Genomic DNA, 13,016 nt, shown 5'->3' on the forward strand with positions numbered 1-13,016 from the left:
TCCGGCCGGCCGCGTGCCGGCCGGATGCTTTCGCCGCCGCACCGCCGGCACCCGGCCCGCCCCAAGCATTCCGCCAGCCCATGAATACCGATTACCGCAAGAACCTCCCCGGCAGCGCGCTGGACTATTTCGACGCGCGCGCCGCCGTCGATGCGATCCAGCCCGGCGCCTATGCCACTCTGCCGTACACCTCGCGCGTGCTGGCCGAGAACCTGGTGCGCCGCTGCGATCCGGCCACGCTCGGCGATTCGCTGAAGCAGCTGATCGAGCGCCGTCGCGACCTCGACTTCCCGTGGTTCCCGGCACGCGTGGTGTGCCACGACATCCTCGGCCAGACTGCTCTGGTGGACCTGGCCGGCCTGCGTGATGCGATCGCTGACAAGGGCGGTGACCCGGCCAAGGTCAATCCGGTGGTGCCGGTGCAGTTGATCGTCGATCACTCGCTGGCGGTGGAATGCGGTGGCTACGATCCGCAGGCCTTCGAGAAGAACCGCGCCATCGAGGATCGCCGCAACGAAGACCGTTTCCACTTCATCGACTGGACCAAGCAGGCGTTCCAGAACGTGGACGTGATTCCGCCGGGCAACGGCATCATGCACCAGATCAACCTGGAGAAGATGTCGCCGGTGATCTACGTGCAGGACGGCGTGGCCTTCCCCGACACCTGCGTGGGCACCGACAGCCACACCCCGCACGTGGATGCGCTGGGTGTGATCGCCATTGGTGTGGGCGGCCTGGAAGCGGAGAACGTGATGCTCGGTCGTGCCTCGTGGATGCGGCTGCCGGACATCATCGGCGTCGAGCTGACCGGCAGGCCGCAGCCGGGCATCACCGCCACCGACGTGGTGCTGGCGCTGACCGAATTCCTGCGCAGGGAGCGCGTGGTCGGCGCGTACCTTGAATTCTTCGGCGAGGGGGCGGCGGCACTGACCATCGGTGACCGCGCCACCATCTCCAACATGTGCCCCGAATACGGCGCGACCGCCGCGATGTTCTACATCGACGGGCAGACCATCGATTACCTGCGCCTGACCGGCCGCGAGGAATCGCAGGTGGCGCTGGTGGAGAACTACGCCCGCACCACTGGCCTGTGGGCTGACGACCTGGCCACCGCGCAGTACGAGCGCGTGCTGCGCTTCGACCTGTCCAGCGTAGTGCGCAACATGGCCGGCCCGTCCAACCCCCACAAGCGCGTGGCGACCGCCGAGCTGGCCGAGCGCGGCATCGCCGACGAGGCCAAGCTGGCAGCGGGCAAGGCCGAGCAGGCACAGGGCCTGATGCCCGATGGCGCGGTGATCATCGCCGCCATCACCAGCTGCACCAACACCTCCAACCCGCGCAACGTGATCGCCGCAGCACTGTTGGCGCGCAAGGCCAACGAACGTGGCCTGCTGCGCAAGCCGTGGGTGAAGTCCTCGTTGGCGCCCGGCTCGAAGGCGGTGCAGCTGTACCTGGAAGAGTCCGGCCTGCTGCCTGACCTGGAGCAGCTCGGTTTCGGCATCGTCGCCTTCGCCTGCACGACCTGCAACGGCATGAGCGGTGCGCTGGACCCGAAGATCCAGCAGGAAATCATCGACCGTGACCTGTACGCCACGGCCGTGCTGTCGGGCAACCGCAATTTCGATGGCCGCATCCACCCGTACGCCAAGCAGGCCTTCCTGGCCTCGCCGCCGCTGGTGATCGCCTATGCCATCGCCGGCACCGTTCGCTTTGATATCGAGAAGGACGTGCTGGGCGTGGACGCCGATGGCAACGAGGTGCGCCTGAAGGATATCTGGCCGAGCGATGCCGAGATCGACGCGGTGGTGAAGGCCTCGGTGAAGCCTGAGCAGTTCCGCAAGGTCTACAACCCGATGTTCAACGTGCGCGTGGAGAACGGTGCCGCAGTCAGCCCGCTGTACGACTGGCGCCCGCAGAGCACCTACATCCGCCGCCCGCCCTACTGGGAGGGTGCACTGGCCGGTGAGCGCACACTGGCAGGCATGCGGGCGCTGGCGGTGCTGCCGGACAACATCACCACCGATCACCTGTCGCCGTCCAACGCGATCCTGGCGTCCAGTGCCGCCGGCGAATACCTGGCGAAGATGGGCCTGCCGGAAGAGGACTTCAATTCCTACGCTACCCACCGCGGTGACCACCTGACCGCACAGCGCGCCACCTTCGCCAACCCGAAGCTGTTCAACGAAATGGTGCGCAACGACGATGGCAGCGTGAAGCAGGGTTCGCTGGCGCGCGTGGAGCCGGAAGGCAAGGTGATGCGCATGTGGGAAGCGATCGAGACCTACATGGAGCGCAAGCAGCCGCTGATCATCATCGCCGGTGCCGACTACGGCCAGGGCAGCTCGCGTGACTGGGCCGCCAAGGGCGTGCGTCTGGCAGGTGTGGAAGCGATCGTGGCCGAAGGCTTTGAACGCATCCACCGCACCAACCTGATCGGCATGGGTGTGCTGCCGCTGGAGTTCAAGCCGGGCACCACCCGCCTGACCCTGGGCATCGACGGTACCGAGACCTTTGACGTGATCGGCGAGCGTACCCCGCGTGCCGAGCTGACCCTGGTCATCCACCGCCGCGACGGCCAGGACGTGATCGTGCCGGTCACCTGCCGCCTGGACAGCGACGAGGAAGTGGCGATCTACGAGGCCGGCGGCGTGCTGCAGCGCTTCGCCCAGGACTTCCTGGAAGGCGCCAAGGTGGCGTAAGACATCCGACGGCCCGGCAACGGGCCGTCTTTCTTTGCAAGGAACACATCCATGACCTTCCTCCCGCAACTCCGTATTCCCGCCACCTACATGCGTGGTGGCACCAGCAAGGGCGTGTTCTTCCGCCTGCAGGACCTGCCGGAAGCCGCGCAGGTGCCAGGTGCCGCACGCGATGCGCTGCTGATGCGCGTGATCGGCTCGCCCGATCCATATGGCAAGCAGACCGATGGCATGGGCGGCGCCACCTCCAGCACCAGCAAGTGCGTGATCATCTCCACCGCCTCGGTGCCGGACCACGACGTGGACTACCTGTACGGCCAGGTCTCGATCGACACCGCCTTCGTCGACTGGAGCGGCAACTGCGGCAACCTCAGCACCGCGGTCGGCCCGTTCGCGATTGCCAATGGCCTGATCGATCCCGCCCGCGTGCCGCGCGATGGCCTGTGCACCGTACGCATCTGGCAGGCCAACATCGGCAAGACCATCATCGCCCACGTGCCGATGCGCGATGGCGAAGTGCAGGAGACCGGCGATTTCGAGCTGGATGGCGTGACCTTCCCGGCGGCCGAGATCCAGCTGGAATTCATCGATCCTTCCGATGACGGCGATGCGGGCGCGATGTTCCCGACCGGCAATCTCGTCGATACCCTGGAGGTGCCCGGCGTGGGCAGCTTCGAGGTGACCATGATCACGGCCGGCATTCCGACCATCTTCCTCAATGCGGCCGACCTGGGCTACACCGGCACCGAGCTGCAGCCTGCAATCAACGAAGACAAGGCGGCTCTGCAGAAATTCGAGGCCATTCGTGCTTACGGCGCGCTGCGCATGGGCCTGATCCCGAAACTGGAAGACGCCGCGACCCGCCAGCACACGCCGAAGGTGGCATTCGTTGCACCGGCTCAGGACTACGTGTCGTCCAGTGGCAAGGCGATTCCGGCGTCGGCCATCGACCTGCATGCGCGCGCGTTGTCGATGGGCAAGCTGCATCACGCAATGATGGGTACCGCCGCCGTAGCGATCGGTACCGCCGCGGCGATTCCGGGCACGCTGGTCAATCGCGCCGCCGGTGGCGGCGAACGCGAAGCGGTTACGTTCGGTCATCCCTCGGGCACGTTGCGCGTGGGTGCGGAGGCAGGTCTCGTTGACGGCCAGTGGACGGTGACCAAGGCCATCATGAGCCGCAGCGCCCGCGTATTGATGGAAGGCAAGGTGCGGGTGCCGGCCGAGTGATGCGTTGGTAAACGCCAACCAAGGTTGGCGACTACCGGGCCGCAGAGATCGATTGCTTTGGTAGATGCCAACCTTGGTTGGCATGGTGCACGGGCAACCGTGCACCGCAACGAGGAGATCGACGATGTCCGACAGCCACACCCCATCCAACGAGCGTGCAGCGTGGGATGCGCTGCTGGTGGACATCGTCGATTACGTACGCGACGCCCGCATCGACTCGCCTCTGGCCTTCCAGACCGCGCACTACTGCCTGCTCGACACGCTGGGCTGCGGCCTGGAAGCGCTGGCCTTCCCGGCCTGCAGCAAGCTGCTCGGTCCACTGGTGCCGGGCATCAGCGTGGTCAACGGCGCGCGCGTGCCGGGCACGCACTACGTGCTGGACCCGGTGCAGGCCGCCTTCAACCTCGGCGCAATGGTGCGCTGGCTGGATTTCAACGACACCTGGCTGGCTGCCGAGTGGGGCCATCCTTCCGACAATCTCGGCGGCATCCTGGCTGTTTGCGACTGGCTGGGACGCAACGCGCAGGCCCTGCGTCGTCCGCCGCCGACCGTGCACGACGTGCTGCTTGCGATGATCAAGGCGCACGAGATCCAGGGCGTGCTGGCGCTGCAGAATTCCTTCAACCGCGTCGGGCTGGACCATGTGGTGCTGGTCAAGGTGGCCACCACCGCGGTGGTCTCGCAGCTGCTCGGGCTGGATCGCGAACGCATGCTCAATGCAGTGTCGCTGGCCTGGATAGATGGCCAGGCGCTGCGAACCTACCGTCACGCGCCCAATACCGGCTCGCGCAAGAGCTGGGCCGCTGGCGATGCGACCAGTCGTGGCGTGCGTCTGGCGCTGATGGCAGCCAGCGGCGAGATGGGCTACCCCAGCGTATTGAGTGCACCGACATGGGGTTTCGAGGCCGTATCCATGCACGGTCAGGCACTGACGCTGGGGCGACCGCTGGGCAGCTATGTGATGGAGAACGTGCTGTTCAAGATCAGCTACCCGGCCGAGTTCCACGGCCAGACTGCAGTGGAGGCGGCGGTCACGCTGCACCAGCAGCTGCGCGCGATGGAACGGCGGGTCGAGGACATCGCGCACATCGCCATCCGCACCCAGGAAGCCTGCATCCGTATCATCGACAAGCAGGGGCCGTTGCATAACCCGGCCGACCGCGATCACTGCGTGCAGTACATGGTCGCCATCGCGTTGCTGCACGGGCGGTTGGTGGCCGAGGATTACGAGGACGACGTTGCTGCCGATCCACGCATTGATGCGCTGCGCGCGAAGATGGCCTGCAATGAGGACCCGCAGCTCAGCGCCGATTACCTGGACCCGGGCAAGCGCAGCATCGCCAACGGCCTGAGCGTGCGCTTCAGCGACGGTACTGAGCTGCCCGAGGTACTGGTGGAATACCCGCTGGGCCACGCGCGCCGACGTGAGGAGGGCATTCCGTTGCTGATGGACAAGTTCCGCCGGCACCTGGCCCACCGCTTCCCGACCGCCCAGCAGCAGCGCATCTGGGCCGCTTCACTGGACCCGGTGGCGCTGGCCGCGATGCCGGTGACCGACTACGTGGACCTGTACCTGCCGGGGTAGTTTGATCGGTAGTGCCGGCCGCTGGCCGGCAATCCCATCCAACCTGCCATGCCGGTTGCCGGCCAGCGGCCGGCACCACCCGCACCCGGGGCGATTGCCGAATTCGCGTCAACACCTTGACGCGGCCTGCCTATAATGGCCACCTCGATCAAGGAGTGACGACATGAGCGGTCCGGCACGGCGGAAGCGGTGGGGATGGGCGGCGGCGGTACTGGCAGGAGGCCTGTTGCTGGGCCTGGCCGGCTGCCGCAACGACAGCGGGCAGTTGCCCAAGGCCAGTGGCGAGGCGATCACCACCAAGGCCGAGCAGGTGAAGGAATTCACCCTTCTGCGCGCCTACCCGGACCAGAAGAATGACGGCCTGTCGCTGGCGCTGGAGTTCTCGCGCCCGCTGGTCGGCACCCAGGATTTCGACACGCTGGTGCGCTTCGAGGAGAAGGTCGGCACCGACGACAGCAGCTGGACGCTGTCCGATGACGGCCTGACCCTGCGCTACCCGTTCGTCGAGGCCGGCAAGGAATTCAGCCTGGTGGTCTCGCCGGACCTGCTGGCCGCCGATGGCAGCCGGCTGGGCAAGGAACTGAAGCAGAAGGTGTTCAGCGGCGAGCTGAAGCCGGTGGTTGGGTTCGCCTCGCAGGGCAGCGTGCTGCCGGCCAAGGACAGCCGTGGCCTGCCGGTGGTCTCGGTGAACGTGCCGGAAGTGGACGTCGAGTTTCTGCGCGTGCGCGAGAAGGACCTGCCGACCTTCTTCAGCCAGTACCAGCGCGGTGGCCGCCGTGGCAGCTGGGAGCTCAGCAGCGACTACGAGCGCAGCCCGATCAACAAGCTGGCCGAGCCGGTCTACGTCAACCGCTTCATCCTTGGCGGCAAGCAGAACGAGCGGGTGCTGACCTACCTGCCGACCCAGGACATCAAGGAACTGCAGGAGCCGGGCCTGTACTTCGCACTGCTCAAGCGCACCGGCGACTATGAGGGCGAATTCGATACCGCGTTCTTCTCGGTCAGTGACATCGGCCTGCACACCCGCGCCTACAAGGACAAGCTGTTCGTGCATACCGCCGGTCTCAAGGACGGCGCGCCGCTGAAGGGCATCGACCTGCGCGTGCTCGACGCCAAGGGCGAGGTGGTGCTGAAGGGCAGCACCGACGGCAACGGCAATGCGCTGCTGAACTACACCCTGGATGCCACCCACGTGCTGGTCGCCAGCAGCGGCAAGGACACCAGCTTCCTGCCGTTCAACCAGCCAGCGCTGGACCTGAGCGAATTCGCCGTGGCCGGCCGCGACAACGCATGGTTCGATGTCTATGCCTGGTCCGGCCGCGACCTGTACCGCCCGGGCGAGACCGTGCGCCTGTCCGCGCTGCTGCGTGATAACGATGGCAAGCCGGTCAAGGCGCAACCGGTGTTCCTGCGCCTGAAGCAGCCCGACGGCAAGACGTTCCGCGAGACCCGCCTGCAGCCAGGCGACCAGGGCTACATCAATTTCGAGCAGGTGATCCCCGCCGAGGCGCCGACCGGGCGCTGGCAGGTCGAGTTCCGCACCGACCCGGCCAGCAAGGAAGCGATCCAGGGCATGACCCTGCGCATCGAGGAGTTCCTGCCCGAACGCATGAAGCTGGACCTGGACAGTGCGCAGAAGACGCTGAAGCCGGGTGAGGACCTGCGCCTGCAGGCCAATGGTGCCTACCTGTATGGCGCACCGGCCGATGGCAACCGCTTCACCGCACGCATGGCGGTGGCCGCCGAACAGAAGCCGGTGGACGGCCTGCCGGGCTATTTCTTCGGTGACCCGACCCTGCAGCTGCCGCGCGAGGCCAAGGACGTGATCGATACCGCGCTGCCGGCCAATGGCCAGCTGCGTGAGGATGTGGCGTTGCCGGAAGAGGCGGCCAAGGCCAAGGCACCGATCGCCGTGGTGCTGTCCGGCAGCCTGTATGAAACCGGTGGCCGCACGGTCACCCGGACCCTGAAGCGGGTGATGTGGCCGGCCAACGCGCTGGTCGGCGTGCGGCCGCTGTTCAACCCCGACGATGGTGCTGATTCCAACGGCAACGCACGCTTCGAACTGATGCGCGTGGATGCCGCCGGCACACCGCAGCCAGCCAAGGGCCTGAAGATCACCCTGGTGCGCGAGCTGCGCGACTACCACTGGACCTTCAACGACAACCGCTGGGACTACGACTTCACCCGCCGTTTCGAGAACAAGGAAACGCGCACCGTCGATGCCGGCGGCAGCGCGGTCGCCTTCGATTTCCCGGTGGAGTGGGGCGAGTACCGCGTGGACGTGTTCGATCCGTCCACCGGCCTGACCAGCCGCTACCCGTTCCGCGCCGGCTGGAGCTGGGGCGATGACAACCGCGGCCTGGACGCGCGCCCGGACAAGGTCAAGCTGGGCCTGGACAAGACCGGCTACAAGGCCGGCGACACCCTGGAAGTGACGGTGACCCCGCCGCATGCCGGCAAGGGCATCCTGATGGTCGAGACCGACCGCATGCTGTACGTGCAGGACATCGAGGCCAAGCCGGGTTCGACCTTCAAGATTCCGGTCACCGCTGACTGGGAACGCCACGACGTCTACATCACCGCGCTGGTGTTCCGTGGCGGCAGTGCGCCGAGCAAGATCACTCCGGCCCGTGCCGTGGGTGTGGTGCATGTGCCGATGGACCGCAAGGGCCGCACCGTGGCCGTCGGCCTGGCCGCGCCCAAGCAGATGCGCCCGGAGCAGGACCTGCCGGTGACGGTCAGCGCACCACAGTTGGCCGGCAAGATGGCGCACGTCACCGTCTCGGCGGTGGACGTGGGCATCCTCAACATCACCCGTTTCCCGGTGCCCGACGCCGGCGCGCACTTCTTCGCCCAGCGTCGCCTCGGCATCGATGCCTATGACATCTACAGCCGGGTGATCGAGAGCTTCGATGGTGGCAGCGGCAAGCTGAAATTCGGTGGCGACATGGCACTGCAGGCATTGCCGCAGGCCAAGCGCCCGACCGCGCGCGTGCAGACCGTGGACCTGTTCTCCGGCCCGGTGCAGCTCGATGCCAAGGGCAATGCCCGCATCCGCCTGAAGGTGCCGGATTTCAACGGCACCCTGCGGGTGTCGGCGCTGGTCTACAGCGATGACCAGTACGGCAAGCGCGACGTGGAAACCATAGTACGCGCGCCGATCCTGGCCGAAGCCAGCATGCCGCGCGTCCTGGCCCCGGGCGACCGCAGCACCGTGACCCTGGACGTGCAGAACTTCACAGGCAAGCCGGGGCAGTTCAACGTGAAGGTGGAAAGCGAGGGCCCGTTGAACTTGGGTGAGGGCAGCCGCAGCGTGCAGTTGAATGCCGATGCTAAGACCACGCTGAGTTTCCCGCTGTCCGCGCGTGAGGGCCACAGCGTGGCCAAGGTGCGGGTGCGGGTGGACGGCAACGGCTTCAAGGCCGATCGCCGTTACGACCTGCCGGTGCGTGCGGCGTGGCCGCAGGTGCTGCGTTCGCAGGTGCGTACGCTCGATCCGCTGGCGGCGGTCAGCCTCGACAACAGCCTGACCGATGGCCTGATGTCGGAGTCGGTCAATGCCCGCCTGCTGGTCAGCCCGCTGCCGCCGATTCCGTTCGCCAGTGCACTGCAGGGCGCGCTGAATTATCCATATGGCTGTGCCGAGCAGACCACCAGCAAGGGTTACGCGGCGCTGATCCTGGACCAGGCGACGTCGTCGATGCTCGGTGCCGACGGCCTGGATGCCAAGACGCGTCGCGAGCGCATGGAAGGTGCGTTCGGTCGCCTGGCGTCGATGCAGGTGGCCAACGGCAACTTCTCGATGTGGGGTGACGACGGCTACGTGAACCCGTGGCTGACCCCGTACATCGCCGAGTTCCTGCTCGACGCCAAGGATGCCGGTTTCGCGGTGCCCGACAACGTGCTGCAGAAGGCGCTCAACCGGCTTAGCGAGGATCTGCTGTCCGGCGGCAACCAGTTCTACGGCCAGGACGACCGCGAGAAGCTGAAGTTCGCCAACCAGGCCTATTCGGGCTACGTGCTGGCCCGGGTCAACCGTGCACCGCTCGGTACCCTGCGCACGCTGTACGACAACGAGCGCAGCAAGGCGGTGGGCGGCCTGTCGCTGGTCCATCTGGGCGTGGCGTTGTCGCTGCAGGGCGATGCCAAGCGTGGCCAGGCCGCGCTGGCGGCGGCCTTCGCCAAGTCCAGCAGCGAGCGCCCGTCGTACTTCGGCGACTACGGCAGCGCGATCCGCGATGACGCGCTGATGATCGCGCTGACCCACGAGAACAAGCTGGCCAAGCCGGCCTGGGACGCGCGCGCGGTCGACCTCGGTCGTGGCCTGGATGCGCGCCGCAATGCCGGCTGGATGTGGCTGAGCACGCAGGAACAGGTGGCGATTGCACGTCTCGGCAAGGCGCTCGCCGCCAACCAGAAGGCGCTGGTGGCCGGTGAACTGGTGATCGGTGGCAACAGCGAAGCCATCGGCGAGCGCAAGCTGTTCGGCCGCAACTTCAGCGCCAGTGAGCTGGCCAGCGGTGTGCGCTTCACTCCGCAGGGGCAGCCGCCGATGTTCGCCAGCATCGACGTGGCCGGCATCCCGCGCAGCGCACCGGCGCCGGACAACAGCGTGCTGGGTATTGAACGGAGCTACTTCGGTACCGATGGCAAACCGTGGTCGCCGCGACCGCTGAAGGAAGGCGAAGCACTGATCGTGCGCGTCACCGTCACCGCCGACACCACGATGCCCGATGCGCTGCTGACCGACCTGCTGCCGGCGGGCCTGGAGATCGAGAACTTCAACCTGGGCGACGCCAAGCAGTGGGCCGATGTGGTGGTCGATGGCATCACCATCAGCGACCGCGGTGAAGCGGCCGATACCAAGCACGAGGAGTTCCGCGACGACCGCTATGTGGCCGCGCTGAAGCTCTCGCGTGGCAGCAAGGCCAACGTGTTCTACCTGGTGCGCGCGGTGACCCCGGGTACCTACTCGGTGCCGCCACCGCTGGTGGAGGACATGTACCGGCCGCAGCTGCGTGGCGTTGGCCGCAGCAACCCGACCACGATCACGGTGGTACAGCCGTGACCGCGCGGACGGGCCGCGACGGCGCGGCCCGTCCTGCTGGCAACCCGCAATGAAGAACACGATGACGACCCGGCTGGCGGCCCTGCGCCGCCGGTGGCGGCCGCTGTGGCCGTGGCTGCGCTGGGGCATGGCCGCCACGCTGGCACTGCTGCTGGTGCTGGATTTCGCCTTCCCGCCCCCGCTGCCGAAGCAGCGCGAAACCAGCACTCTGGTGGTGGCCGCCGACGGCACGCCACTGCGTGCGTTCGCCGATGCCGAGGGCGTGTGGCGTTATCCTGCCTCGATCGACAGCGTCTCGCCGCTGTACCTGCAGGCGTTGCTGACCTACGAAGACCGCTGGTTCTGGCGCCATCCGGGGATCAACCCGGTGGCGATGCTGCGTGCCAGCGGCCAGCTGCTGCGCGGCGGCCGCATCGTGTCCGGCGGTTCGACCCTGACCATGCAGGTGGCGCGCATTCTCGACCCGCACTCGCGCACGCCCTGGGGCAAACTCAAGCAGATGCTGCGCGCGGTGCAGCTGGAAGTGCATCTGAGCAAGCAGCAGATCCTGGCCCTGTATCTGGAGCGCGCGCCTTACGGCGGCACCATCGAGGGCGTGGAAGCGGCCAGCTGGGCCTACCTGGGCAAGCCGGCGGCGCAGCTGTCGCATGCCGAGGCCGCGTTGCTGGCGGTGCTGCCGCAGGCGCCAAGCCGGCTGCGCCCGGACCGCCATCCGGAAGCGGCGCAGAAGGCGCGCGACAAGGTGCTGTCACGCATGGCCGAACTGGGTGCGTGGACGCCGGAGGAAGTGGAGGACGCGCGCATCGAGAACGTGGTGGCGCGCTCGCTGCGGCCGCCGCTGCATGCGGCACTGCTGGCGCAGCGACTGCATTCAGCGCAGCCGGGCAAAGCGCGCATCCAGAGCAGCATTGATATCGGCCTGCAGCGCACGCTGGAAGAGCGCGTGGCCAGCTACTTCTCGACGCTGCCAGAACGCACCTCGGCTGCCCTGCTGGTGGTCGACAACCAGACCCTGCAGGCACGTGCCTATGTGGGCACCCTGTCCTTCGGCGACCGCCAGCGGCTCGGCCACGTGGACATGGTGCAGGCCTGGCGCTCGCCGGGCTCCACGCTCAAGCCGTTCCTGTATGCGATGGCGCTGGATGATGGCCTGATCCATTCGGAAAGCCTGCTGGTGGATGCGCCGCAGAGTTTCGGCAGCTACCGCCCCGGCAACTTCGACATGGCCTTCAACGGGCCGATCGGCGCGTCCAGCGCTTTGCGGTTGTCACTGAACGTGCCCTCGGTGGACCTGCTGCAGCGGGTCGGTGCCGCGCGCTTCGCTGCACGTCTGTCGCACGCGGGCATCCAGCTGCGCTTCCCGCCAGGCAGTACGCCCAATCTGTCGCTGATCCTGGGCGGCACCGGCGCGCGGTTGGAAGACCTGGTCGGCGCGTTCGCCGCGCTCAACCGCAACGGCATCGCCGGGCGCGTGCGCTACGCCGATGACGAACCGATGATCGAGCGGCGCCTCGCTTCGCCCGGCGCCAGCTGGATCGTGCGCGAGATGCTGGAATCGAATCCGCGGCCGGGGTACAGCGTCGGGACGTTCGATGTCGGTGGCCGCCCGCGCGTGGCGTGGAAGACCGGCACCAGCTACGGGTACCGCGATGCGTGGGCGATTGGCAGCACCCGCCACTACACCGTGGGCGTGTGGGTGGGCCGACCGGACGGCACACCGCTACCGGGCCAGTACGGCGCGGTGACCGCGGCGCCGCTGATGTTCGAGGTGGTGGACAGCCTGCCGCGCCAGCGCGGTGATTCGGCGGCCGCGCCGATGCCGGCCAGCGTCAGCCAGGAAGACATCTGCTGGCCGACTGGTGAGCGTGCCGAAGGCCTGCCTGCTGCGCTCTGCCAGCGGCTGATGCCAGCCTATCTGCTGGAAGGCGCGGCACCACCGACCTTCCCCGAGCGCGAAGCACGGCGCTGGCAACCAGGTCGGCAGCGCTACCTTGCCGATGCGCGTACCGGTCTGCGCGTGTCAGCCGATTGCCGCTTGCCGCACGAAGAAGTCGCGCGCGAGATCGCGCGCTGGCCAGCGTTGCTGTCGCCATGGCTGTCCAAGGCCACGCGCGAAGCCTCGCAGCTCCCGGCGCTGTCGCCGGACTGCCGTGATGATGGCCGCGAGGCCAGCGTTGCGCTGCACATCGATGGGCTCAACGATGGCGCCACGCTGGCGCGCGCGCCGAATTCGGAACATGGCGTACGCCTGCAGCTGCGCGCGCTGGGCAGCGAGCAGGCGGTGGAGTGGCTGCTGGATGGACGCTGGATTGCACAGACCCACGGCGCGCAGCTGATGCAGCGAGAGTTCGCCGAACCCGGCACGCACACCCTGACCGCGTTGGCAGCCGACGGCGCCTGGACGCAGGTGCGGTTCAACGTCCTGCGCTAG

5 protein-coding genes are annotated in these 13,016 nt (G+C 67.3%); all 5 read left to right on the top strand.

Annotated elements, in window-relative coordinates; genetic code table 11:
- Positions 1–80 precede the first annotated feature (80 nt).
- Positions 81–2,699, top strand: a complete 2,619-nt coding sequence (gene acnD, locus AC5P8J_RS18340; RefSeq protein ID WP_021204424.1) for a Fe/S-dependent 2-methylisocitrate dehydratase AcnD — start codon at positions 81–83, stop codon at positions 2,697–2,699.
- Positions 2,700–2,750: 51 nt separating this feature from the next.
- On the top strand, positions 2,751–3,929 hold the full coding sequence (gene prpF, locus AC5P8J_RS18345; RefSeq protein ID WP_227854357.1) for a 2-methylaconitate cis-trans isomerase PrpF: 1,179 nt from the start codon (positions 2,751–2,753) through the stop codon (positions 3,927–3,929).
- Positions 3,930–4,053: 124 nt separating this feature from the next.
- Entirely contained in the window at positions 4,054–5,514 is a 1,461-nt protein-coding gene (locus tag AC5P8J_RS18350) for a bifunctional 2-methylcitrate dehydratase/aconitate hydratase (RefSeq protein WP_021204422.1), read from the top strand.
- Positions 5,515–5,677: 163 nt separating this feature from the next.
- A complete protein-coding gene (locus AC5P8J_RS18355; protein WP_227854358.1) occupies positions 5,678–10,585 on the top strand; it encodes an alpha-2-macroglobulin family protein in 4,908 nt (1,635 codons plus the stop codon).
- A 49-nt stretch (positions 10,586–10,634) separates the two neighbouring features.
- Positions 10,635–13,016 carry a penicillin-binding protein 1C gene (pbpC, locus tag AC5P8J_RS18360; protein WP_495217024.1) on the top strand — a complete coding sequence of 794 codons (2,382 nt, stop codon included), beginning with the start codon at positions 10,635–10,637 and terminating at the stop codon, positions 13,014–13,016.

It is taken from the genome of Stenotrophomonas sp. YJH_SMC_37 (genome assembly GCF_059370035.1).

Coding starts and splice junctions, on each gene's coding strand:
- acnD (WP_021204424.1), top strand. CDS start 81: ATGAATACCGATTACCGCAAGAACCTCCCCGGCAGCGCGCTGGACTAT.
- prpF (WP_227854357.1), top strand. CDS start 2,751: ATGACCTTCCTCCCGCAACTCCGTATTCCCGCCACCTACATGCGTGGT.
- AC5P8J_RS18350 (WP_021204422.1), top strand. CDS start 4,054: ATGTCCGACAGCCACACCCCATCCAACGAGCGTGCAGCGTGGGATGCG.
- AC5P8J_RS18355 (WP_227854358.1), top strand. CDS start 5,678: ATGAGCGGTCCGGCACGGCGGAAGCGGTGGGGATGGGCGGCGGCGGTA.
- pbpC (WP_495217024.1), top strand. CDS start 10,635: ATGAAGAACACGATGACGACCCGGCTGGCGGCCCTGCGCCGCCGGTGG.